This window comes from Micromonospora sp. PRAS1 (assembly GCF_059553435.1).
In genome coordinates this window covers 460,322-485,102 of the sequence record NZ_JCANNB010000001.1, presented here as the reverse complement: position 1 = coordinate 485,102, position 24,781 = coordinate 460,322, and the positions used below count along the sequence as shown (strand labels likewise).

General features: G+C 71.7%; 19 protein-coding genes. 9 read left to right on the top strand and 10 right to left on the bottom strand.

Annotated elements, in window-relative coordinates; translation table 11 throughout:
• Positions 1-42: 42 nt before the first annotated feature.
• The 8 genes from AC507J_RS02345 to AC507J_RS02310 all read left to right on the top strand — a co-directional run bounded on the left by AC507J_RS02345 (position 43) and on the right by AC507J_RS02310 (position 13,394).
• On the top strand, positions 43-1,056 hold the full coding sequence (locus AC507J_RS02345) for a type IV toxin-antitoxin system AbiEi family antitoxin domain-containing protein (protein WP_496287350.1): 1,014 nt from the start codon (positions 43-45) through the stop codon (positions 1,054-1,056).
• A gap of 117 nt (positions 1,057-1,173) precedes the next feature.
• Entirely contained in the window at positions 1,174-2,427 is a 1,254-nt protein-coding gene (gene purD / locus AC507J_RS02340; protein ID WP_496287349.1) for a phosphoribosylamine--glycine ligase, read from the top strand.
• Between the two features lie 295 nt (positions 2,428-2,722).
• Positions 2,723-3,355: a hypothetical protein gene (locus AC507J_RS02335; RefSeq protein WP_496287348.1), complete on the top strand. Its 633-nt coding sequence runs from the start codon at positions 2,723-2,725 to the stop codon at positions 3,353-3,355.
• 172 nt (positions 3,356-3,527) lie between these two features.
• Entirely contained in the window at positions 3,528-5,549 is a 2,022-nt protein-coding gene (locus AC507J_RS02330; RefSeq protein ID WP_496287347.1) for a flotillin family protein, read from the top strand.
• Positions 5,542-10,626, top strand: coding sequence for a DNA repair ATPase (locus tag AC507J_RS02325; protein WP_496287346.1), 5,085 nt, complete (start codon positions 5,542-5,544; stop codon positions 10,624-10,626). The genes AC507J_RS02330 and AC507J_RS02325 overlap by 8 nt, the downstream gene beginning before the upstream one ends.
• Positions 10,627-11,004: 378 nt before the next feature.
• Entirely contained in the window at positions 11,005-11,799 is a 795-nt protein-coding gene (locus AC507J_RS02320; protein ID WP_496287376.1) for an endonuclease/exonuclease/phosphatase family protein, read from the top strand.
• Between the two features lie 241 nt (positions 11,800-12,040).
• Positions 12,041-12,559: a SigE family RNA polymerase sigma factor gene (locus AC507J_RS02315; protein WP_496287345.1), complete on the top strand. Its 519-nt coding sequence runs from the start codon at positions 12,041-12,043 to the stop codon at positions 12,557-12,559.
• Entirely contained in the window at positions 12,552-13,394 is an 843-nt protein-coding gene (locus tag AC507J_RS02310; RefSeq protein WP_496287344.1) for a hypothetical protein, read from the top strand. The genes AC507J_RS02315 and AC507J_RS02310 overlap by 8 nt, the downstream gene beginning before the upstream one ends.
• A gap of 76 nt (positions 13,395-13,470) precedes the next feature.
• Here AC507J_RS02310 and AC507J_RS02305 read toward each other — a convergent pair whose 3' ends face one another.
• The 3 genes from AC507J_RS02305 to AC507J_RS02295 form a co-directional block, all read right to left on the bottom strand.
• Positions 13,471-15,033: an AMP-binding protein gene (locus AC507J_RS02305; RefSeq protein WP_496287343.1), complete on the bottom strand. Its 1,563-nt coding sequence runs from the start codon at positions 15,031-15,033 to the stop codon at positions 13,471-13,473.
• Positions 15,034-15,138: 105 nt separating this feature from the next.
• A complete protein-coding gene (locus AC507J_RS02300; protein WP_496287342.1) occupies positions 15,139-16,353 on the bottom strand; it encodes an acyl-CoA dehydrogenase family protein in 1,215 nt (404 codons plus the stop codon).
• 1 nt (position 16,354) lies between these two features.
• Complete coding sequence (locus AC507J_RS02295; RefSeq protein ID WP_496287341.1) at positions 16,355-16,807, bottom strand: SCP2 sterol-binding domain-containing protein; 453 nt, start codon at positions 16,805-16,807, stop codon at positions 16,355-16,357.
• 67 nt (positions 16,808-16,874) lie between these two features.
• On the opposite strand from AC507J_RS02295, the gene AC507J_RS02290 reads away from it, so the two are divergent.
• Entirely contained in the window at positions 16,875-17,513 is a 639-nt protein-coding gene (locus AC507J_RS02290; protein ID WP_496287340.1) for a TetR/AcrR family transcriptional regulator, read from the top strand.
• 21 nt (positions 17,514-17,534) lie between these two features.
• Here the strand turns inward: AC507J_RS02290 and AC507J_RS02285 are convergent, their stop codons facing one another.
• From AC507J_RS02285 to AC507J_RS02255, 7 genes are all read right to left on the bottom strand, one after another.
• Positions 17,535-18,155, bottom strand: coding sequence for a DedA family protein (locus AC507J_RS02285; protein WP_496287339.1), 621 nt, complete (start codon positions 18,153-18,155; stop codon positions 17,535-17,537).
• 26 nt (positions 18,156-18,181) lie between these two features.
• On the bottom strand, positions 18,182-19,438 hold the full coding sequence (locus AC507J_RS02280) for an adenylosuccinate synthetase (protein WP_496287375.1): 1,257 nt from the start codon (positions 19,436-19,438) through the stop codon (positions 18,182-18,184).
• Between the two features lie 107 nt (positions 19,439-19,545).
• The gene (locus tag AC507J_RS02275; RefSeq protein WP_496287338.1) at positions 19,546-20,505 is read right to left on the bottom strand and encodes a hypothetical protein; all 960 of its coding nucleotides are present in this window, start codon (positions 20,503-20,505) and stop codon (positions 19,546-19,548) included.
• Positions 20,506-20,515: 10 nt separating this feature from the next.
• Positions 20,516-21,490 (bottom strand): serine/threonine protein kinase, encoded by a 975-nt coding sequence (locus AC507J_RS02270; protein ID WP_496287337.1) that lies wholly within the window; start codon positions 21,488-21,490, stop codon positions 20,516-20,518.
• A complete protein-coding gene (locus tag AC507J_RS02265) occupies positions 21,487-22,245 on the bottom strand; it encodes an NUDIX hydrolase (protein ID WP_496287374.1) in 759 nt (252 codons plus the stop codon). Before AC507J_RS02265 ends, AC507J_RS02270 begins: the two co-directional genes overlap by 4 nt.
• Positions 22,246-22,364: 119 nt before the next feature.
• Positions 22,365-23,372 (bottom strand): MaoC/PaaZ C-terminal domain-containing protein, encoded by a 1,008-nt coding sequence (locus AC507J_RS02260; protein ID WP_496287336.1) that lies wholly within the window; start codon positions 23,370-23,372, stop codon positions 22,365-22,367.
• Positions 23,372-24,745 (bottom strand): 3-oxoacyl-ACP reductase, encoded by a 1,374-nt coding sequence (locus AC507J_RS02255; protein WP_496287335.1) that lies wholly within the window; start codon positions 24,743-24,745, stop codon positions 23,372-23,374. The genes AC507J_RS02260 and AC507J_RS02255 overlap by 1 nt, the downstream gene beginning before the upstream one ends.
• Positions 24,746-24,781: the final 36 nt, after the last annotated feature.

Genomic DNA, 24,781 nt, shown 5'->3' with positions numbered 1-24,781 from the left:
GGCGTGTCGGGGGCAATAACTTCATGATCAATCCGATGGTGGATGGAGTTATCCACAAGGGCGCGGTGGTTATCCACAGGGGGTTTAGTCGATCTTCGTGGACCGGAACAGTCGGTCGACGTGGATGCATTGACGGTGGTACGACGGGTGGCTGCCGCCCAGGACGGGATAGTCACTCTTGGGCAGGCGCGGGCTGCCGGGTTCAGCGTGCACGAAGTGCAGAGATTCTGTCGCGCCGGCCATTGGCGTGCGGTGGCCAGGGGCGCCTACCTGGTCGATGCCGATCTGTACGACCCAGTTCCTCGTCGGGCGCAGATCCGGGCGGCGCTGGCATCCTTCGGGCCGGCGGCTGCGGCAGTGCTGACAACGGCCGCCGAGTTGCACCGGCTGGCCGGACCTCGGATAACGGACGAGATCCACCTCTCGGTCCCGGGCCTCGCCGCGAGGCCGAACCGACAAGATCTTCCCCAGGTGGCCGTGCATCAACTGGCTATCGAGCCGAGGCATCTCGTGCAGGTCGACGGCATGCTGGCCACCAGTCCCGTACGCACGGTCGCTGACTTGATCCTGCGGCTGGACCGCTACTCAGCTGTGTGCCTGCTCGACTCAGGGCTGAACAAGCAACTCATCTCGGACGGCGATCTGTCCGAGTTGCACCGGCTTGTTCGAGGGCGGCGCGGTGCGGTGGCCGCGCGGGAGCACCTGGCTGAGGCGGACGGTCGGGCGCAGTCACCGCTCGAAACGCGGTCTCGGTTGCGCTGTGTCGACGGCAAGGTGCCGCCCGACGTACTCCAGCTTGAGGTGCGCGACCACGATGGCTACCTGCTCGGTGTCGGTGACCTGGGCTGGCGTCGGCATCGGATCGTCGCGGAGGCCGACGGCCGAGACGTCCATGCCACCCCGGACGCCGTCTTCGCCGACCGCCGCCGGCAGAATCGCCTGCTCACCGCAGGCTGGACCGTTCTCCGATTCACCTGGTCGGACACCCTCCGCCCTGACTACATCCCGTGGACCGTCCGGCAAGCAATGCTCGCTGCTCAACGCGGTCGATCATGAAGCTGTTGTCACCCTGCCCGGCGTGTCGCGACAATAACTTCATGATCAACGGGCCGCGATTGTGTTGGCGGTGCGCGAGAACGGGGGGCGGGGCGGGGGTGGGTAGGATGCCGGGTTGTGCGGGTCTTGTTGCTGGGTAGTGGAGGGCGGGAGCATGCGCTTGCGCTTGGGCTCGCCGGGGACGCGTCCGTTGCGGAGTTGATCGCGGCGCCGGGTAATCCGGGGATCGCCGGGATCGCGCGGCAGCAGCGGCAGGTCGACGTCGCGGATCCGGGGGCTGTGGCCGGGCTCGCCGTGGAGGTTGCGGCGGATCTGGTGGTGATCGGGCCGGAGGCGCCGCTTGTGGCAGGGGTGGCCGACGCGGTCCGGGCCAAGGGGATCGCGGTCTTCGGCCCGTCGGCCGAGGCGGCCCGGCTGGAGGGCTCCAAGGCCTTCGCCAAGGACGTGATGATCGCCGCCGGCGTACCCACCGCTCGCGCCTACAGCTGCACGGACGCGGAGAGTACCGCCGCCGCGCTGGACGAGTTCGGTCCGCCGTACGTGGTGAAGAACGACGGGCTCGCGGCCGGCAAGGGCGTCGTGGTGACCGACGACCGCGCCCGCGCCGCGGAGCACGCCCGGGAGTGCGGCCGGGTGGTGATCGAGGAGTACCTGGCCGGTCCCGAGGTCTCGCTCTTCGTGGTCACCGACGGCGAGGCCGCGGTACCGCTGCTGCCGGCACAGGATTTCAAGCGTGTCGGCGACGGCGACACCGGGCCGAACACCGGCGGCATGGGGGCGTACGCCCCGCTGCCCTGGGTGCCGCCCGGCCTGGTCGACGAGGTGATGCGCGATGTGGTGCACCCGACGCTGGCCGAGATGCGTCGCCGGGGCACGCCCTTCGCCGGCCTGCTCTACGTCGGGCTGGCGATCACCGCGACCGGCCCTCGGGTGATCGAGTTCAACGCCCGCTTCGGTGACCCGGAGACCCAGGTGGTGCTGGCCCTGCTGGAGACTCCGCTGGCCGGGCTGCTGCACGCCGCAGCCACCGGCACGCTGGCCGACCACCCGCCGCTGCGTTGGCGTTCCGGTGCCGCCGTGACCGTGGTGGTGGCCGCCGAGGGTTACCCCGCGAAGCCGCGTACCGGTGATGTGATCACCGGCGCGGACCGGCCGGGGGTCATCCACGCCGGCACCGCCCGCCGGGAGGCCGACGGCGCGTTGCTCTCCGCCGGTGGTCGGGTCCTCTGTGGTACGGCCACCGGCCCGGATCTGTCCGCCGCCCGCGACGCCGCCTACGAGTTGGTACGCGGCATCGAGCTGGCCGGTTCGCACCACCGCTCGGACATCGCCGCCGCCGCGATCGAGGGCCGGATCGTCCTGCCGGCCTGATCGGTACCGCCCAGCGATCGGTACCGCGCGGCGATCGGCGGCCTGATCGGTAGCGCGCGGCGATCGGTAGCGCGCGGCGATCGGTAGCGCGCGGCGATCGGTAGCGCGCGGCGATCGGTAGCGCGCGGCGATCGGTAGCGCGCGGCGATCGGTAGCGCGCGGCGATCGGCGATCTTGGCTGGTCAGGCCAGCCGGGATCAGCCGATCGGCCACCATCAGGCGTTGACACCCCGTGTCACGATCATCGTGGTCGGCGGCCGGTACGAGAGCCGCTGGCCACGGGGAGGAGGACGCGGTGACCGATTTTCTCGGCGCGGCGCTGAGCTTTCCCACCGTGCTGTTCAGTTTCCTGCTGGTGGTCGTCGTCGGCTACTGGTTGCTGGTCTTGACCGGCGTGCTGGATCTCGGCGACGACCTGGACGTCGACGGCGTACCGGGCACGGTCCTGGCCGGTCTCGGCCTCGGTGGTGTGCCCAGCGCCGTCATCTTCTCCCTGCTCGTCGCGGTCGCCTGGTTCGTCAGTCTCGCCGGCACCGCGCTCCTCGACGGGCTCGGCTTCGGCTCCGGCACCCGGATTCTCGTCTCGATCGGTGTCCTGCTGGTCGCCGCGGCCTGCGCCTGGCTGGTGACCCGACTGGTCGCGGTGCCGCTGAGCCGGCTCTTCCCGGCCGAGTCGGACGCCACCCGGAACAGTTTTGTCGGCCGCCTCTGCGTGGTCCGCACCGGCACGGTCACCGCCGACTTCGGTCAGGCCGAGGTGACCGCCGCCGACGGGTCGTCCGCGGTGGTGCAGGTCCGGCAACCGGGCGAGGAGAAGATGCGGGCCGGCAGCTCAGCGTTGATCTACGACTACGACTCCGAGGGCGAGTTCTTCTGGGTGATGCCCGCTGGCCCCGCCTTCGACCCCCTGAGACATCCTCCCGAGTAGCCGCCCCTGGTGAACGCGCCTTCCGCGGATCACCCCGACGTCACTTGGGCAGCCGGAGCAAACCCCCATCGCCGGCCTGTCCCATGCTGCCCCTTGCGACCCCCTGGAAAGGAGGATGCGCGGCGCCTCTGCCCGGTCAGTCCGCCGGCCGGCACCGCCCGCGCGCCCAGTCATGGATGTCATTACCACCGGAGTAGGTGTACTCCTCGCCGTTGTCCTGCTCGTCGCGCTCGGCGTGGTGTTCATGGTCAGTCGGTTGTTCCGCAAGGTCGAACAGGGCAAAGCGCTGATCATCTCCAAGATCCGGCGGGTCGATGTGACCTTCACCGGCGCGGTCGTGCTGCCCGTACTGCACAAGGCCGAGATCATGGACATCTCGGTCAAGACGATCGACATCGAACGGACCGGCAACGAGGGCCTGATCTGCCGGGACAACATCCGCGCCGACATCCGGATCACCTTCTTCGTCCGGGTCAACAAGACCATCGAGGACGTGGTCAAGGTGGCGCAGGCGATCGGCACCGCGCGGGCCAGCGACCGGGAGACGTTGCAGGAACTGTTCAACGCGAAGTTCTCCGAGGCGCTGAAGACGGTCGGTAAGCAACTCGACTTCGTCGACCTCTACACCAAGCGTGACGAGTTCCGGGACCAGATCATCCGCGTCATCGGCACCGACCTCAACGGCTACAGCCTGGAGGACGCGGCGATCGACTTCCTGGAGCAGACGCCGATGGCGCAGCTCGACCCGAAGAACATCCTCGACGCCCAGGGCATCCGGAAGATCACCGAGCTGACCGCGATCGAGCACGTCCGGACCAACGAGTTCCGGCGCAACGAGGAGAAGGAGATCACCCGCCAGAACGTCGACGCCAAGGAGGCGATCCTCGAACTGGAGCGGCGGCAGGCGGACGCGGAGGCCAAGCAGCAGCGCGAGGTCGAGACCGTGCGGGCCCGCGAGCAGGCCGAGATCACCCGGGTACGCGCCGAGGAGCGGCTGCGGGCCGAGACCGCCAACATCCGCACCGACGAGCAGTTGGGCATCCAGCACGAGAACCGGGCCCGGGAGATCGCGGTGGCGGAGAAGAACCGCGAGCGGGTCATCGCCATCGAGACCGAGCGGATCGAGAAGGACCGCCTGCTTGAGGTCATCGGTCGGGAGCGGGAGACCGAGCTGAGCACGATCTCCAAGGACAAGGAGGTCGAGGCCGAGAAGCGGGCCATCGCCGAGGTGATCCGGGAGCGGATCGCGGTGGAGAAGACCGTGGCCGAGCAGGAGGAGAACATCAAGCGGCTGCGGGTGGTCGAGGAGGCCGAGCGGACCCGCCAGGCGGTGGTGATCCAGGCCGAGGCAGAGGCGCAGGAGAACCTGGTCAAGGACATCAAGGCGGCGGAGGCCGCCGAGGCGGCGGCCAAGCACAAGGCCCGCGAGGAACTGGTGCTCGCCGAGGCCCGGCAGCAGGCCGCCGAGCTGGACACCCGGGCGAAGATCCGGCTGGCCGAGGGCATCCAGGCAGAGACCGCCGCGGCCGGTCTGGCCGAGGTGCAGGTGCAGGAGCGCAGCGCCGAGGCGATCGAGAAGGTGGGTCGCGCCGAGGCCGCTGTGGAGCGCGAAAAGGCGGTGGCCGCCGCCGAGGCGGTGCGCGAGAAGCTGAAGGGCGAGGCCGAGGGTCTCACCGAGAAGGCCGCCGCGATGGCCGCACTGGACGACGCGACCCGGGAGCACGAGGAGTACCGGCTGCGCCTGGAGTTGGAGAAGGAGGTCCGCCTGGCCGGGCTGGACACCCAGCGGCAGGTCGCCGAGGCACAGGCGACGCTTGTGGCCACCGGCCTGGAGAAGGCGAACATCGACATCGTCGGCGGCGACAGCGTCTTCTTCGACCGGCTGCTCAGCTCGATCTCGTTCGGCAAGAGCGTTGACGGTTTCGTCGCCCACTCGGACGTGGCGAAGAGCCTGGCCAAGCCGTGGCTGGACGGCAGCGCCAGCTTCACCGACGACCTGGCCCGGATGGTCGGCTCGCTGAACAGCGCCGACGTGCAGAACCTCACCCTGTCGGCGTTCCTCGCGCAGCAGATCCGCGCCGGCGGCGCCGACCAGGGCAAACTCCAGGAGCTGCTGAAGGCCGCGCAGCGCCTGGGCGTGGCGGAGACCCCGGTAGCCGCCCTGACCGGCTCGCGGCAGCGCGCCGGTGAGTGAGCCGACCGCCGGTCCGGCCGCTGTCGGGCGTACGCCCGGCGACGCCGGACCGGCCCCGGCCGGTGCGGATACGGCACCGAACGGCGGTCAGCCGGGGCTGGACGACGGCAGCTACGAGGTGCTGCGGCGGCGGCTCGCCGCGCAGGCCGGCGAGCTGGCCCAGCGAGCCGAGCAACTAAACGCCCGCCGGCTGGAGGTCTTCGGCAGCACCCAGCTACGGCTGCTGAGCACCGAGCGGATCCGCACCGAGCACAACTGCGTACCCCGGGACATCGTCTCCGTCGGCGGGCTGATGCTCTTCGGCTACAACGTCTTCATCGGCCTGAAGCCGGAGACGACCGTCGACGACGTCTTCTCGCTGCACCGCTTCGTCCGCGAGTCCGGCGGTCCCGGCGCTCCCGGTGGGGCTGGCGGGTCCGGCGGGTCCGGCGACGGTACGGACGCGTTCCGGTTCGACGAGGCCGGCCACGACGAGCTGCCCGGCCTGCTGCGCCACCCGCAGTTCGTCCGCGACTTCGCCGAGCTGTACCGCTACTACCGGCAGGCCCGGCTGCTGCAACTGCGCCGGGTCGACGGCCGGCTGCTGGCGGTGTTCCAGACCGGTCCGCGTACCGAGGACATCCGGGTGCTGCGCTGGCAGGTGGGCGTCGACGGGACACCCGAATACCTGGACAGCCGGGGCGAACGGGATCACGTCTTCCCGCCCAGCCACGACTTCGAGTGGATCGAGACCACCCGCGAGGACCACGTCCTCGGCCGGCATCCGCACATCTCCATCGACGGCGAGGTCTTCGTCGAGACGGTGGGCGGCACGCTGACCGTCAAGGTGGAGAACAACACCGAGGTCGGCGAGGGCATCTACAGCGAGCCGGTGGACGAGCCGTTGCAGAGCCTGGCCGACGCCGACGTGCACTGGGCCCGGGTGGGTCCGCTGATCCTGCTGCGGCTGCGGCCGTACAAGGAGACCCAGTGGCGGCACCTGGTCTTCAACACGTTGAGCCGGGAGGTGATCCGGCTCGACGGCATCGGCGTCGCCTGCCAGCGGCTCCCCGACGACCACGGCATCATCTTCCCGGGCGGCTACCACCTGACCACCGGCGTGACCCGTACCTTCGACGCCGAGGTCGCCGACCTGGAGTTCGAGCGGGTGGTGCGCTCGCCGAACGGCGAGGACGTGCTCTACGTCTTCCACGCCCGCGCCGACGGCCGCTCGCTGCTGCTGCCGTACAACGCGATCCGCAAGGAGGTGGCCGCACCGATCCCGTGTCACGGGTTCTCGCTCTTCGACGACGGCACCCTTGTCGTGTTCCGGGCGGTCTCCGAGGAGCCGACCCGGGTCCACCCGATGCAGATCTGGCAGACGCCGTACGTCTCCGACGCGTACGCGGCCACCCAGCCGGCGGGTACCGGACCGCTGGAACGGGTCGGCAACGCGGACCTGGTACGCGGCATCTCGGACGCCCTCTCGGTGACCCGGATGGTCGACGGCACCGCCACCGCCGAGGTGTACGAGGCGCTGATCGCCGCCTGCGCCCGGATCGCCGACCACTACCACTGGCTCGGCGAGGACGACCTCGGTGACCTGGCCACCCCGCTGGCCGGGCTGCGGCGTACCGCCACCGCCGTGCTTGAGGAGCACGAGAAGGTTCGTACGCTCACCGAGCGGGCCAGCGCCGAGGTGGACGCCAGCGCCGAGCAGATCGCCTCGCTGGCCCGCCGCGCCCGGGGCGAGGCACCGCTGACCGCCGACGACTGGGTCGCCCAGCTCGGTGGCCTGCGGCGGGCGCGCGGGCACCTGGAGACGCTGCGCGAGCTGCGCTACGTCGACCACGACCGGATCGACGAGCTGGCCGGCCGGCTGGACGAGGAACTGGCGGTGGCCGGCCGGCGGGCGGTGGAGTTCCTCCGCCGGGACGAGGCGTTCACCGGCTACCAGCAGGAGGTGGAGCGGCTCGCCGGGCGGGCCGCCGAGATCGGCACGGTGGCCGAGGCCGGCACCGTCGGCGACGAGCTGGCCGCGCGTACCGAGGGTTTGCAGACCATCACCGACGTGGTGGGTGGGCTGGACATCGCCGACGCCACAGTCCGCACCGGCATCCTGGGCCGCGTCGGCGAGGTGCTGGGCGCGGTCAACCGGGCCAGGGCCGTGCTGGACAGGCGCCGCCGGGAACTGGCCGCCGCCGAGGGGCGGGCCGGCTTCGCCGCCGAGTTCGCCCTGCTCGGCCAGGCGGTGACCGGCGCGCTGGCGGCGGCGGACACCGCCGAACGCTGCGACGAGCAGCTCGGCCGGCTGCTGCTGCGGGTGGAGGAACTGGAATCCCGCTTCGGCGAGTTCGACGACTTCCTCGCCGAGCTGGCCACCCGGCGTACCGACATCTACGAGGCGTTCTCGTCGCGCAAGCAGGCGTTGCTGGACGAGCGGTCCCGGCGGGCCGACCGGCTGGTCGCCTCGGCCGACCGCATCCTGGTAAGCGTCCGGCGGCGCACCGGCACACTGGGCTCGCTGGACGAGATCAACACCTACTTCGCGGCCGATCCGATGGTGGGCAAGCTGCGTACGGTGGTCGAGGAGCTGCGTACCCTCGGCGACTCGGTCCGGGCCGAGGAGCTGGACGGCCGGGTCCGCGCCGCCCGTCAGGAAGCCGGGCGCGGCCTGCGCGACCGCCTCGACCTGTACGCCGACGGCGGCGAGACGATCCGGCTTGGCCGGCACCGCTTCGCGGTGAACACCCAACCGATCGACGTGGCGGTGGTGCCGCACGACGGCCGGATGGCGGTTGCGGTGACCGGCACCGACTACCGCGCCCCGGTGCGCGACGAGGAGTTCCAGCAGACCCGCCGGTTCTGGGACCAGTTGCTGGTCTCCGAGTCGACCCAGGTGTACCGGGCGGAGCACCTGGCCAGCACGGTGCTGGCCGCCGCCGAAGCGGGCCGCGACGGGCTCACCCTGGACGCGCTGCACGCCGCGGCGGTGGCCGGCGACGAGCTGCGGGAGCTGGTCCGGCGGATCGCCGAGACCCGCTACGACGAGGGGTACGAGCGCGGCGTGCACGACCACGACGCCGCCGAGATCCTGCGGGTGCTGCTGCGCCTGCACGCCGGTGCCGGCCTGCTGCGCTACCCGCCGGCCGACCGGGCCGCCGCGCAGCTCTTCTGGCGGTACGGCACCGAGGAGCCGACCCGGGTGGCCTGGACCGCCCGGGCCGCCTCGCTGGCCCGGGCCCGCAAGCGGTTCGGTCGCCCGGAGGGCGAGGACGCCGCCGACCGGCTCTGCGGTCAACTGGCCGAGGCGATCGAGGGCTTCCTGCACGACGCCGGTCTGCCGGTGCCGGCCGGCGGAACCGGGCTGGCCGGCGAGTACCTCTTCGAGGAGCTGTCCGCACCGCCGGTGCGGTTCGTCACCGGCGGCGGAGCGCGGACCATGCTGGACCGGTTCCGCCGGGCGCTCGGCGGCCCGCAGTCGCGGTCGTCCCGGGAGTTCGACGACGACCTGCACGCCCTCGGCGCCGACCTGGCCGGCCGGCACCAGCTGGTGGCGGCCTGGTTGACCGCCTTCCTGGCCACCGATGACGGCGACCTGTCCGGGTACGACCTGCCGGAGGCGATCGCCGTCGAGCTGTGCGGCACCGAGCTGCCCCGCCAGGAGAGCACCGCCACCATGACCGAGACGGTCGGTGGGCTGCTCGGCGCGCATCCGCGCATCGAAGGCTCCACACTGGACGTACGGCTGGACGAGACGCTGGCCCGGACCCGGGCGTTCCGCACCGAGCTGGTCCCGGCGTACCGGGACTACCAGCGGCGACGCAACGCGCTTGTGGACGCCGAGCGGAACCGGCTACGGCTGGAGGAGTACCGGCCGAAGGTGATGAACGCCTTCGTCCGCAACCGGCTGCTCGACGAGGTGTACCTGCCGCTGATCGGCGACAACCTGGCCCGACAGCTCGGCGCCACCGGGGACGGCAAGCGGGTCGACCAGTCCGGCCTGCTGCTGCTGATCTCGCCGCCCGGCTACGGCAAGACCACCCTGATGGAGTACGTGGCCAGCCGGCTCGGCCTGGTCTTCGTCAAGGTGAACGGGCCGGCCCTGGGCACGAAGGTCACCTCGCTGGATCCGGCCGAGGCGCCCGACGCGACCGCCCGGCAGGAGGTGGAGAAGATCTCCTTCGCCCTGGAGTTGGGCAACAACGTGCTGCTCTACCTGGACGACATCCAGCACACCAACCCGGAACTGTTGCAGAAGTTCATCTCGCTCTGCGACGGGCAGCGCCGGATGGAGGGCGTCTGGGCGGGCCGCACCCGCACGTACGACCTGCGTGGCAAGCGCTTCGCGGTGTGCATGGCCGGCAATCCGTACACCGAGTCGGGGAAGCGGTTCCGGATCCCGGACATGCTCGCCAACCGGGCCGACGTGTGGAACCTCGGCGACGTGCTCTCCGGCCGCGAGGAGGTCTTCGCGCTCAGCTACGTCGAGAACGCGCTGACCGCCAACCCGGTACTGGCACCACTTGCCGGCCGGGACCGCGCCGACCTGGAACTGCTGGTCCGGATGGCCCGAGGCGACGACTCCGTCCGCGCCGACCAGCTGTCCCACCCGTACCCGCCTGTGGAGCTGGAGCAGATCGTCTCGGTGCTGCGCAAACTGCTCCGGGTGCAGCAGGTGGTGCTGGCGAACAACCAGGCGTACATCGCCTCGGCGGCGCAGTCCGACGACGCCCGTACCGAACCACCGTTCCAGCTTCAGGGCTCGTACCGGAACATGAACAAGCTGGCCGAGCGGATCGTCCCGGTGCTCACCGACGACGAACTGGAGGCGGTGATCGACGACCACTATCTCGGCGAGGCGCAGACCCTGGCCTCCGGTGCCGAGGCGAACCTGCTCAAGCTCGCCGAACTACGCGGTCGGCTCACCCCCGAGCAGGCCCGCCGCTGGGCCGAGGTGAAGGAGGCATTCCAGCGCACCCGGGCCCTCGGCGGCGCCGGCGACGACCCGGTGGACCGGGCCGTCGGCGCCCTCGGCCTGCTCGCCGACCGCGTCAGCACCGTGGCCGCCGCCATCGGCCGCACCGCCGAGCGGTAAGGAAGGGCCCCCTATTAACGCCTCGTGTATAGCAGGGGCCCCCTTTTAACACCCGGCGCCAAGTCACAAGATCGAGTGTTAATGGGGGGCCCTTTCTCTACCGCAGGCGTTAAAAGGGGGCCCTTCCTTTACAGCGGCCGTAGGCTGCGTCGGCGGTCGGTACGGTGGGTCGTGAGTGGACTGCGTTGTGCAACAATCCCGAGGCCCGGCGAGGCATCCAGCTGCCGGCGACACGGGGGATACGTTGTGCTGATCCGAAGGACACTTGCGGTGGGTGTCGCCGCGCTGCTGCTGCTCGCCGCCGGTGCTGTACCGGCCCAGGCGGCCACCGTCAACGCCGCGTACAACATCTGGACCTGGAACGTGGCAGGTTGGACGATGCATCGGGGCTCGACCACGAACGGCCTGATCCCGGCGTTGTCCAACTCGATCCGCAACCGCAGTGCACACTTCGCCGCACTCAACGAGCTGTGCTGGAGCCAGTACAAGGCGGTGCAGGCCAACCTGCGCAACTCCGGCTGGCCGCAGGACGTGGAGAACTTCTCCCGGTTCGAGCCGCACAACGACACGGCCTGCGGGGGCGAACCGTTCGGGCTGGCCATCTTCAGCAAGGCGCCACTCGGCTCGGCCAACCGGTACGCCCTGGCCGCCGACGGCAGCCGGGAGACCCGCAAGCTTCTCTGCGCGCCGTTGGAGGCCCGGCCCAGGATGCGGTTCTGTACGACCCACATCACCCCCTCGAACGAGGTGATCAACGGCCAGAAGGTCAACGAGCGGCAGTTGGGCGAGGTGTTGAGCCGGCTGGAGACGTTCCACGGCAACGGTGACACGGTCGTCATCGCTGGGGACTTCAACGCCCAGCCCAACTACGGCCGGTTGGACGGGTGGTACGCGGCCAGCCTGGACCATCCGAACAACACAAACAACCGGGGTGCCTACCGGGAACTGGATGACACCGAGTCGACCTGCTACGGCTACGGCGAGAAGACCCAGGAGGCCGGCGACCTCGGGCCCTGCGGCCAGGTCAAGAAGGTCGACCTGATATTCGTCCGGCAGAACAAGATCGTCGGGAGCTACCTGGGCGATTCCCTGGCCATCGCCACCAGTTGTGGCGGCCCCTGCTCGGACCACCGGATCCTGATCGGAACGGTCACCGTGTCGGTCACGGTCTGACCACTCGCGCCTGCGCCGCCCAACCGCCGAAGACGAGCCAGGCCGGCCAGCCGTCACCTCCGGCGCGCCGTGCGTACATTGCGGCGACGCCGAACGCGGCGGTCATGATCGCGGCATCCACAGGTCGAAGACCATCCACCTCTCGCCTGACGTCTCCCGTGTGCTCGAACCGGCCCAGCGGGTCGGGCAACCTCGCGTCGCGTGACTCCCGTTTACCGATGGAGCGAGGAGGTGACCGGGATTGCCGGTGGATGTCGAGGGATATCGGGAGTACGTCGCGGCGCGGCTGGATCCGCTGCGCCGTACGGCGTACCTGCTCTGTGGTGACTGGCACACCGCCGACGATCTGGTGTCAACGGCGCTGGTCAAGCTGTTGCGGCACTGGCGTCGGGTGTCCGCGATGGACAACCCGGATGCGTATGTGCGTCGGGTTCTGCTGCGGGTCTGGTTGGACGAGCGTCGCCGACCGTGGCGGCGGGAAGACTCCTGGGCCCGGGTGCCGGATCGCGTGGCCGGCCCGCTCACCGAGGGTACGACCGAGCGGCTGGCCATCCTCGCGCTGCTCGCCGAGCTGCCGCCGCGCCGCCGTGCGGTCCTGGTGCTCCGCTACTTCTGCGATCTGTCCGTCGAGGAGACCGCGCGGGAACTCGGCTGTACCCCTGGAACCGTCAAGAGTCAGGCCGCCCGGGCAATCGAGACGCTGCGCGGGCGACTCGTCGGCAGCGTGGGTGTCGACCAGGAGGTGACCAACCATGGATGAGCTGTCCCGGCAGTTGCACGCGGCAGTGGCCGTAGCACCACCCACCCGGGTGGACGTGGACCAGTTGATCGAGGCCGACGTACGTCGGCGGCGGCACCGGGCCTGGACGCTTACGGGCGCGGTAGCGGTGGCGGCGGTGCTGGTGGTGCCCGCCGTGCTGGCCGGCCCGCAGGCTGGTGTCGGCCCGGCCGACTCCGCGCCGCCCCCGGCCGCCGCGCCGACGGACCCGGCCTCGCCGCTTTGTGCGGCCGTCAGCGCCAGCCCCACCGGACCACAGCCACCGACCCCGTCGTCCGACCCGCGCCGTGCCCGCCCCACGGAATCACCGGAGGACGGGGTGACCAGGCTCACCGGGGTGCTCCGCGAGAAGCTGCGCACCGCACTGCCACCCGGCGTACGCCTGGAACCGGCGCAGGACGGTTGCACCGAGCCGCAGTTCGAGTACCACCCGAGCTGGCAGTACACGGTCGACGGGACGTTGCGGCGCGGGGAAGACGCCGGGTCCTTCCGGTTGGAGGTGTTTCCCACCCAGGAGGCGATGGGCCAGGTGTGTATCGGCGACGTCCTCGAACTCAGCTGCGAGGTGAAGGAATTCCCGGACGGGGCGTCGACGATGGCGATGGCGCGCGCTGACGAGCGGGCCTCAGGCGGCGGGCAGCTCTGGGCGTTGGCGAACCGGGCCGACGGGACCTCGGTGCTGGTGATCACCCACAATCTGCACCACGAGGTGACCGGCAACGAGGTGAGGACGACCCTGACCGCAGCTGAGCCGCTGCTCACCACGGATCAGATCCTGGACATCGCCCGCACGCCCGGCTTGACTCTCCATCCCTAGTCGACGCCGTTTCGGTGGAATGGCGGGATCCCGCTCACCCCGGCACCGCCATTCCACTGAAGCGGCGTTGAGCTTGTCAGCCGTAGTAGCGGCGCAGTTCGCGGGTGAGCACCTTGCCGGTGGCGTTGCGCGGCAGGTACTTGACGAAGACGACGTCGCGGGGCACCGAGAAGCGGGCGAGGTAGTGCCGGACGTACTCGCGGACCGCTTCGGCGTCGAGGGTCTCGCCGGGATGCAGCCCGAGGAAGGCGGCGAGCCGCTGGCCGTACTCCGGGTCGGGTACGCCGATGACGGCGGCCTCGCGTACCTGGGGAAGCTGGGTGAGCAACTGCTCGACCTCGGAGGGGAAGACGTTCTCCCCGCCGGAGACGATCATGTCGTCGGCCCGACCGTCCACGAAGAGCAGCCCGTCGGCGTTGACCCGACCCAGGTCGCCGGTGTTCAGCAGGCCGTCGTGACGTTCCCGGTCGGCACCTGAGGTGTAGCCCTCGAAGAGCATCTCGTTGCCGACGAAGATCCGGCCCACCCGGCCGCTGGCCACCGGTTCACCGGCGTCGTCGAGAATCGCCAGCCGGGTGCCGTGCGGTGGCCGCCCCGCGGTGGTGGGGGCGGTACGCAGGTCGGTGGGCGTGGCGATGGAGGCCCAGGACGCCTCGGTCGAGCCGTACAGGTTGTAGAGCACGTCACCGTAGCGGTCCATGAACGCCGACGGGAGACCGCCGGGCAGCGCGGACCCGCTCACGGCCACCACCTTCAGCGGTGGGCGGGGCTCCGGCGCGGGCACCTCCATCAGCCGTTGCAGCATCACCGGCACCGCGAACAGCGCCTGGCAGCGGTGCCGTACCAGGGCGTTCAGGGTGGCGGCCGGATCGAAGCGCCGGTGCAGCACGATTGTGGCGCGCAGCGCGAAGCAGACCTGTAGGGCCGCGTACCCCCAGGTGTGGAAGATCGGCGCGGCGATCATGACCCGGTCCCGGACGTGCAGCGGGATCCGGTCGATGATGGACACAAGCGGACCGAAGCCGCTCGGGATGGGCCGGCGGGCGCCCTTCGGTGCCCCGGTGGTGCCGGAGGTGAGCACGATGATCCGGCCGTCCCGCTCGGGCGGATCCAGCTCGCCGGGAAGCGCGGTGCGGATCAGCTCCGCCCGGGCCCGTTCGTCGAGGCGGTGCAGTTCGGCCGGCAGCCCGAGGGACCGTTCGGTGAACTCGTCGTCGTGCACAAGCACCCGTAGCCGCTGTTCCTCGGCCACGGTCGCCAGCTGCGCCGGGGAGAGACCGGTGTTGACAAGTACGGCATCCGCGCCGAGCAGGGTGGCCGCGACGACAGTCTCGATCAGGCCGGAATGGTTGCGACCCAGTACGCCGATCCGGTCGCCGGTCTGGACGCCCAGGCCGGCGCGGAGGGCGCGGGCGAGCCGTACGGAGCGGTCCAACAGTTCGGCGTACGTCAGCTCGACGCCCTGTTCGTCGATGACGGCAACCCGGTCGGGATCCCGGGCCGCCGCCTGCCGAAGCTCACCGGCGAGGCTCCACCCCCACTTGCGCAACGCGTTGAGCTGGGACGCGACGCGGATCGGGCGGCCCGGGGTGAGCAGGCCACGGCGGGTCAGCGTGGCGACGATGAACGGCAGATCCATGCCCGCGTACCTCCTTCGCCGGTGTGGTCGGCCGGGCGGTCACACCTGCGGCTGCCTGTCGCCCGGCGAGCGCGTGGGGCGGTCACCGGGGCGACCGCCCGACGATCAGCGAATCTGCATACCCGAGATCGACCGCGAGATCACCAGGCGCTGGATTTCCGAGGTGCCCTCGAAGATGGTGTAGATCTTGGCGTCCCGGTACCACCGCTCGACCGGGTGGTCGCGCAGGAAACCCGCCCCGCCGAGCAGCTGGACGGCCTTTTCGGTGACCGAGACGGCCACCTCGCCGGCCTTGAGCTTGGACATCGAGCCCTCGCCCGCGGTGAATGGTCGATTGTTGCGGCCCATCCAGGAGGCCCGCCAGACCAGTAGCCGGGCGGCGTCGATCTCCATCTTCATGTCGGCCAGCGCGAAGGCGACCGCCTGGTTGCTGATGATCGGCCGACCGAACTGGACGCGCTCCTTGGCGTAGTCCAGGGCGTACTCGTAGGCGGCCCGGGCCACGCCGAGCGCCTGCGCGCCGACGGTGGGCCGGGACAGCTCGAAGGTGCGCATCGCGGCCTGCCCTGAGGCGCGCTGCCCGGACCGGGCGCGGGCCAGCCGCTCGTCCAGCGCCTCCTTCCCGCCGAGCAGGCACCGCCCCGGCACCCGTACGTCGTCGAGGAAGACGTCCGCCGTGTGCGAGGCCCGTAGGCCCAGCTTGCGCAGCTTGCGGGTGGCGCTCAATCCGGCCGTGCCCGGCGGTACGACGAACGCGGCCTGCCCGCGCGATCCCAGCTCCGGCTCGACCGAGGCGGTCACCACGTGCACCCCGGCGATCCCGCCGTTTGTGGCGTACGCCTTCTGCCCGCGCAGCACCCACTCGTCGGTCGCCTCGTCGTAGCTGGCCCGGGTGCGCATCGCGGCGACGTCCGAGCCGGCCTCCGGCTCGGAGGAGCAGAATGCGGCGACGGCCGGTGAGTCGGCGTCGCCGAAGCACTGCGGCACCCACTCGGCGAGCTGGTCGGGGGTGCCGGTGCCGAAGATCGCGGCGACCGCGAGGGAGGTGCCGAAGATGCTGAGGCCGATGCCCGCGTCACCCCAGAACAGCTCCTCGCTGGCGATCGGCAGCGACAGGCCGCTCGGGTCGGCCCAGCAGGTGGCGAGGAACTCGAAACCGTAGAGGCCGACCTTCGCCGCCTCCTGGATGATCGGCCACGGGGTTTCCTCCCGGGCGTCCCACTCGGCGGCGGCCGGGCGCACGACCTCGGCGGCGAAGCCGTGCACCCAGTCGCGTAGATCCCGCTGTTCCTCGTTCAGGTCGAGCGAGAATTCGGCCATCTCAGGCCTTGGGGATGTCGAAGAGGTTGGCGATGTTGGCGGCCAGGCCCAGGTCGCCCTTTGCCTTCAGCTTGCCGGTCATGAACATCATGACCGGGTTGGCGCCGCCGGAGACGACCTTCAGGAAGTCGACCGGGCCCAGCGTCAGGCTCAGTCGCGGGTCGTGCTGCGGGGTCTCGTTGACCGTGCAGGTGCCGTCGGCGACGACCACCTCGTAGGTGTCGGTGCCGCCGTCGGGGGCGCCGGTGATGTTCCAGTGGATGACCGCGTTGGTCGAGCCGGCCCGGTCGGCGCGGAACAGCTGCGGCATCCGCCCGAAGACCTCACCGAGGATCTTGCCGCGCAGGTCGCCCGACATCACCTCGGCCAGCTTGCTATCCGGGGTGTTCTTGACGAGCTGGGCGAACTCCTTCGGGCCGACGTTTGCGAAGTTGGCCGGGTCGAAGTCAGTCATTGGGTTGCACCTCTCGGACAATGGCTACTCATGCGTAACCTTACGTACCAGTAGGTATGCTCGCAAGGTGGCCAGCACGCCCGCGTTCAAGCGCCTCCCTCGGGCCGTACGCGAACAACAGATGCTCGACGCGGCCGTCCGGGTCTTCTCCCGGCACGGCTACCACGGTGCCAGCATGGACGAGATCGCCGAGCGAGCCGGCATCTCGAAGCCCATGGTCTACGCCTACCTGGGCACCAAGGAGGAACTCTTCGTCGCCTGTCTGCACCGCGAAGGCACCCGGATGATGGAGGCCATCGCCGGGGCCGCCGCCCCCGACCTGTCCGCCGACGAGCGGCTCTGGCGCGGGCTGCGGGCCTTCTTCGGCTTCGTCGGCGCGCACCGGGACGGCTGGGCGGTGCTCTACCGGCAGGCCCGGGCCGAGCGGACGTTCGCCGACGAGTTGACGGTGATGCGGGCGAGCATCGTCGAGGTGGTCGCCGGGATGCTCGACCACGCGCTGCGCGCCGAGGGCCGCGAGGTGGCCGAGACCGAACTGGAGGTGGTCGCGTACGCCCTGGTCGGCGCGACCGAGTCGCTGGCCGACTGGCTGGCCGACCGCCCGGAGGCCGACCCGGAGAAGACCGCGACCCGGATGATGAACGCCGCCTGGCTCGGCGCGGCCCAACTCCTGGCCGGCACCACCTGGCACCCGCCCGGGGCGTAAGGGCCCCTTTCGACGACCCGGTCAACGGCCCTTACGGCGGGCCTGGCGGTGGGCGCGGTGGCGCAGCCAGCGGACCAGTTCCAGCAGCAGGGTGACCATGATCGACAGGCCGATCCCGGCCAGGATTCCGCGCAGCGGGTCACGCTGGAAGGCCAATCCGCCGAAGATGCCGAGCAGCACGCAGTACAGCGCCCAGGAGGCCGCCCCGATCAGGTCGAAGAAAAGGAAGGACCGCAGCGGGTAGCGGACCGCGCCCATGGTCAGGGTCACGGCGGTTCGTCCACCGGGCACGTAGCGGGCGGCCGTCAGGATCATGCCGCCGCGCCGGTCGACCGCCCGTCGGGCCCACTCCGACCCGGCCCGCCGCCGGCTGTCGCCCGGAGAGCGGTCCAGCCGACCCGACCCGCCGACCCGGCCGATCGCGTACGAGATGTGGTCGCCGCCGAGCGCGCCGCAGGTGGCCGCGAGCGCCACCAGCACCAGGTTGGGCTCGCCTCCGGTGGCGAGGACGGTGACGGTGATGACCGCCGCTTCGGCCGGCACCAGCGGGAAGAACGCGTCGACGGCGGCGAGCCCGAACAGCAGCAGGTACACCGTTGGTGAGGTGAGCGTGTGCCGGAGCAGTTCGAGCGCGGCCTCCATGACTCCCATGCTCCGGTAGGAGCTTGTTAATAAGGGGCCCTTCCTCTACACCAGGCGTTAATAAGGTGCCCTTCCTTCTCCTCGGCGGTGGGGCCGTGTGAGGTGAGCAGGACGGGGGTGTCGAGCGCCTCGGCGACGGACCGCGGCCAGTCGGTGGGTGCATCGTCGTCGTAACGGGGGCGGGCGCGCAGCAGGCGGGCGGTGAGCGCGGCCTGGCGGTCGAGGTCGCCGGGCGGGCCCGGATCGAGCCGCGCCAGGTTGTCGTAACGGCGGCAGAAGCGCAGGTCGAGCCCGCGTTCGGCGAGATCCAGGTGGGTCAGCGCCAGGCCGTCGACCCCGCCGGCGACGGCCAGGGCGTACGCGTGGGCGACCGCGTCGAAGTGGCCGAACCGGAAGCGGCCCTGCCACGGGTTCGTCGGGTTGTGCGGGTCGGCCAGCGGCAGCGCCCGGTCCTCGGTGACCAACGGGCCCGGCCCGTGCCGGGTGGTGACGGTGCGCAGCACCCCGATCCGGGTCGCCGCCCCGGCGAATCCGGCCTCGGCGAGCAGGGATTCCGCGTTGGCGAAGGTGGTGGTGCTCCACGTCGTGTACGGGTGGAAGCCGTGCCATTCGTCAAGCAGCACCCCCTGCGCGCCCTCGAACACGCACGGGCCGGCCCGTAGCGCCCCGGCCAGCCAACTCCGGTCGACGATCGCCACCCGCTGCGCGAAGGCCCGGTACGCCGGCAGGCAGTCGCCGACCGGCGGGGCGTCCAGCGGGCCGAGTTCTGCGGTGAGCCGGTCCCGCAGCGCGGTCAACCTGCGGCGCAGCAGCTCCGGGCTGCGGCAGTCCGCCACCCTCGGCGCCTCGGCGGGGTGGACGAGGCCGTACGCGACGGTCTCGCCCACCCCCAGCCCGCAGGAGCCGTGCCGGTCGGCACCACGGGCCAGCTCACGCGCCCGGTTGGCGGCCCGGTGGTACGGGGTGGCCAGCAACGCCTCCCCGTCCACGGTCAGCCGGTCGAGCGCGTCGGGCACCCCGACGGCGGCGAGATGGTCGGCCTCGGCGGCCAGCGCCAGCGGGTCCACCACCACGTGCCGGGACAGGTGCGTCCGTACACCGGGACGGAACGTGCCGGCGCCGAACTGCGCGAACGTGTGGTGCCGGCCATCGCGCAGGACGACGTTGTGCGCCGCCTGCGCGCCCCCGTTGAACCGGACCACCGTGTGCACCGGCCGGGTCGCGCAGAGCCAGTCCACGACGGTGCCCTTGCCGGCGTCGCCGTACCCGAGGTCGACCACGATCGCGTGCTGCCCGCCGTCACCGCCGGCCGACCCGGCCGCCCGGGCTGCGACGGGCCGCGCCTGGCTGACCGCCGGGGTCGGCCGTGCGCCGGCCGTCAGGGTGTCGGTCACAGCCGGACCACTCCGCTGCCGCTGCCGCGGGTGGCGGGCAGCTCCGCCACCTCGGCCCGCCGGGCCCCGCCCAGCCGGACCAGCGCCCTGGAGACGGTGTCGGTGGCCGTCGACCCGGCGCGGTCGAGGTCCCGCAGGCCGGCGTCGAGATCGATTGCCTCCTCGCCGAGCCCTACGGTGAGCGCGATGGTCTCGCAGACCGCGTCGAGGTCGTCCAGTTCGAGGGTGTTCTGGCCGAGCAGGCCGCGCCAGAAGTCGAGCACCTTGCGGTTGCCCGCGTAGTGGCTGCCGGCGGGAAGCAGATAGTAGGTGTCCCAGCGGCGGGTCACCTCGTCGACGAGTTGCCGCAGCGGCAGGTCCTCGCGCGGGCCGGCACCGATCAACCGGGCCACCTCGGCGGCCTTCACCTTCGGGTACGCCAGTTCGTCACCGATGACGAAGAGGTAGCCGCGCCGGCCCCGCTTGTCCCAGCGGTCGGTGACCGTGTGCCGGGCCATGAAGTAGAGCGCCAGTTCGTACGACTCCATCATCTGGCCGCCACCGCCGCCCTCCAGCACGATCCGGCCGAGGTCGTCGTCCATCCGGTTGTCGGACTCGAACTGCCCCACCTGCAACGGCACCCGGTCGCAGGTGGCGTCGCCGATCGCGCCGAACATGATCTGCGGGTCGCGGGCGTACCCCTGGCGCAGCAGCAGCCCGAGCAGCTGCGGCAGCTTGGCCTGGAGGGTTCGGGGCACGTGCCCCATCGAGCCGGTGACGTCGAAGAGCACGGCGATCGGGGTCGACTGCGGGTGCTCGGCCGAGTCGCGGCTCTCCCGCATCGCGTCGCGCGGATCCAGTGCCGGGTGCACCTTCCGGGCACCGCTGTCGCTGTACGAGAAAGCGCTGGTGCCGGTGGCCCGGCGGTACCGGTCGGCGGCGTCGTACACGTCGGTGGACCACATTCCGCTGCCCATGGCAGCCTCCTTAGGGGTTGAGGGTGAAGGGTCGGAAGGTGCGCGGCCCGTAGAGCCGGTGCAGCACCTCGTCAAGCTCGCCCAGCAGGCGCCAGGCGTCGTCGGGGCGGGCGCGCAGGAAGCGCGGCCGGCAGCCCCGGGCGAAGGCGAGAAGTTCGCCTGGCGCGTGGCGGCCCATCAGCCAGGTCATGCAGCGGGCCGCCATCGCGAGGTCGGTGCCCGGCCCGCACGGGCGGCGGTCGGTGACCTCGGCCGGGTACCAGTCCTGGTGGTCGGGAACAAGCGCGGGCACGACGCCGCCGGGTTCGGCCGAGAAGCACCAGTCGACAAGCACCACGCCGTGCGCCTCCGGTTCGATCAGCACGTGCGGCGGCAGCACCGCGCCGTGCACCACGCCGGCCCGGTGGGCCAGGCCGAGCGCGACCAGCAGCCGCCGCCACATCCAGGCCACGTCGCGGGCGTCCAGCCCGTCCGGGTACGCGCGCCGCACCTCGACCAGGCTGTGCAGGTTGGGCGCGGTGGCGAGCACCGTGATCCGCCGCTCGGCCCCGCTGGCGGCCTCCCGATGGGTGAAGCTGTCGACCAGCCGGGGCACGTAGGGCAGCCAGCGCGGGTCACCCCGCTCGGCGAGCCGGCGCAGCGCCGTCTCCTCGCGGCGCATCAGGTCGTTGTCGCGCGGGTCCCGGGGCAGCTTGAGCAGCCGGTCGGCGCCGACGTCGTAGAGGTCGGCGAGGTCACCGGAGTACGCCGGCCGGCCGCACCGGTAGCCGCGCAGCACGGTCCCGCGGCGGGCCCGCCAACGGGTGGTGACCCGGACGAACGCCTCGGTGGCCTCGGCGCGGACACCCGGCCCGACCCAGCCGAGCCGGTCGGGGTGCAGCACCGCGACGAACTCCCGGTAGCGGCGTTCCGGCTCGTCGGCGCCGAACAGCTCGTCGTCGTCGCGGGCGGTGCTGACCAGGCGGATCGCCTCCTCGGTCCTCATCGCGCCGCCTCCTCCCGGGCGGGGCGCAGCAGCGCCGGATGCAGCAGTCGGGCGTCACCGGCCCGGTAGAGCCGGGCGCGCGGGCCGCCCCGGCTGCCGCCGCGCTCGGTGCTGGCCCCGGTGCTCTCCACGAAGCCCGGCACGGAGAGCACCTTGCGGTGAAAGTTGCCGGCGTGCAGCGAGTGCCCCCAGACCGTCTCGTAGACCCCGCGCAGGTCGCCGATTGTGAACTCGGCCGGGAGGAAGCGGGTGGCCAGCGGGGTGTACTCCAACTTGGCGCGGGCCCGCTCCAGCCCGTCGTCGACGATCCGGCGGTGGTCGAAGGCGAGCTGCCGGCCGGTCAGCTCGGTGACCGGCACCCACTCGGCCTCCTCGGCGTCCGTGCCGGCCGCCGCCTCCGGCAGGTCGGGCGCGAAGGCGAGATGGGCGACGGAGACGATCCGCATCCGTGGATCCCGGTCGGGCCCGCCGTAGCTCGCCAACTGCTCCAGGTGGACGCGGTGCAGGCGCTGGCCGCCGAGCCCGGTCTCCTCGGCCAGCTCCCGGCGGGCGGCGACGGCCAGGTCCTCGTCCGGCCGGACGAAGCCGCCGGGCAGCGCCCAGTGGCCCGCGTACGGCTGCTCGCCGCGCCGGATCAGCAGCAGGTGCAGCGCACCGTCGCGGATGGTCAGGGCGACCACGTCGGCGGTGACCGCCACGGCCGGGAAGGCGCTCGGGTCGTAGGCGGCGAGGAAGTCCTGCTCGTTCACGGCAATCACTCTCACTCTGAGAACATCTCTATGTGAGAACAACTTAGCGCGGAAAGAAGGGCCGGGCAAGTGCCCGACCCTCCCGGTGTTGCCGTCGCCGGTTGTCGTCCCCGGTTTTCGGGTCCTCAGCGGACGGTGCCGAGCAGCTGTGGCCGACCCCGTCCGTCGTGCAGCGCGAAATCCCAGCCGGCATCCTCCGATGTGGCGCTGAAGGCGACAGTGCTCGGCAGCGGCACCGGCAGCTTGAACGCGACGTCCACCGTGTACGCCTCGGGTAGCCGGTTCTCCAGGGCGGCCAGGCAACGGGCCTTGCTCCACATGCCGTGCGCGATCGGCCGGGGGAAGCCGAGCAGCCGCGCCCCCAACCGCGACGTGTGGATCGGGTTGTGGTCACCGGAAACCCGCGCGTAGTCCGTACCGACCCGGGGGTCGACCCGCCAGCGGGCGGTGGCGGCCGGCGGTGCGGGCCGCTCGCCCGGGTCGCGCCGCTTGCCCTCGCCGGGCGTGCGCTGCCGGCCGAGGTACGTCGAGACCCCGCGCCACACCTCCATCCCGTCCACCGACGCGACGAGTACGACGTCCACCTGCCGACCCCGGTCGTGCGGGCGCAGGTTCTCCGCCCAGGTGGTGAAATCCAGCCGGTCCGCGATGGTGACCGGCCGGTGCACGGTGATCCGGTTTCCGACGTGCACCACCCCGGTCAGCGGGATCGGGAACTCCGCTGCGGTGATCAGCCGCAGCGCCAGCGGAAAGCCCATCACGTGCGGGAAGGTCGCGGGCAGCCGGTCGGTGAGCCGGAACCCGCAGACCCGGTCGTAGTCGGCCAGCCGGTCCGGGCCCACGGTCACCCCGTCCACGGCCAGTTCCAGCGCCGGTACGCCGTCGCCGCGCCGGCCGCCGAGCCCCGGCACCGCACCGAGCAACGCCCGCCGGTAGAGCGGACCTGCCGCCGGCAGCCCCGGCAGCTCCACCCGCTCGCGGGTCGCCGGCGCACCGGACGTGCCCTCCGGCTCGTCGTCCTCGACGCGTACGGACGACAGGATCTCCGGCGTGAGGATCTCCGTCGGGCCGTCGATCAGCTCGCCGACCGACAGTTCCTCGTCCGGCTCGTCGCCGCGCCTTGGCCGGGTCATCACGCCCCCAGCAGGCTCTGGCCGCAGACGCGGACCACGTTGCCGCTTACCGCACCGGAGGCCGGCCAGGCCAGCCAACCGATCGTCTCGGCCACGTCCACCGGCAGCCCGCCCTGGGAGAGGCTGTTCATCCGGCGCCCCGCCTCGCGCAGCACCAGCGGAATCCGGGCGGTCAGCCGGGTCTCGATGAACCCGGGCGCGACGGCGTTGACGCTGATCCCGCGCTCGCGCAGCGCGGGGGCGAGCGAGTCGACCAATCCGATCACCCCGGCCTTGCTGGTGGCGTAGTTGGTCTGGCCCCGGTTGCCGGCGATCCCGGCGATCGAGGAGACTCCGACGAGCCGGCCGCCGGCCGGGATCAGCTCCCGCTCCAGCAGCAGGTCGTTGATCCGCTCCTGGCTGGAGAGGTTGACGTCGATGACCTGGTCCCAGCGGTCCGCGTCCATCCGGCCGAGGGTCTTGTCCCGGGTGATGCCGGCGTTGTGCACCACCACGTCCACCCGGCCGTGCCGGCTGGCCAGGTGTTCGGCGAGCAGGGCGGGCGCGTCGGCGGCGGTCAGGTCGAGCTGCACGGCGCTGCCGCCGATCTCGTTGGCGACCGCGGCCAACTCGTCACCGGCGGCCGGGATGTCCAGCGCCACCACGGTCGCGCCGTCGCGGGCCAGCACCCGGGCCAGCGCCGCGCCGATGCCCCGGGCCGCGCCGGTGACCAGCACGATCTGCCCGTCCAGCGGGCGGTCCCAGTCGGCCGGCGCGGTCGCCCGGCCGGCGCCGACCCGGATCACCTGACCCGAGACGTACGCGGAGCGGCCGGAGAGCAGGAACCGCAGGGTCGACTCCAGACTGGTCCAGGTGCCCTCGTCGGCGCTGCGCGTGACGTACACCAACTGCGCGGTGACGCCCCGGCCGAACTCCTTGCCGATGCTGCGGGTCAGCCCCTCCAGGGCCCGCTGGGCGGTCGCCTCGCGCGGGGTGTCGCACTCGGCCGGCGGGGTGCCGAGCACGATCACCCGGCCGCTGGGCTGCACCGAGCGGGCCTGCGGGTGGAGGAAGTCGTAGAGCTGGCGCAGACCGGTCGAGTCGGTGATACCGGTGGCGTCGTAGACCAGGGCGGCGCTGGTGGGCGTACGACCGGTTGCCGGGTCGGGCACGGCGGTGGCCGGATCGCGCAGGGCGAGCCCGGCGGCGGCCAGGAGCTTGCCGACCGGTTCGGCGAGCCGGCCACCGGTGGCGGCGCCGAGCAGCACCGGCCCGGGGAGGATCGGCTCGCCGGGCGCGTGCCGGCGCAGCCGCGGCGGATCGGGCAGCCCGAGGCGCTTGACGAGCGCCCGACCGGCGCCCGACTGGACGAAGCTCGCGTACCTGTCGGTCATAGGCGTAGCCTACTGGTGAGTAAGGTGCGGGCAACA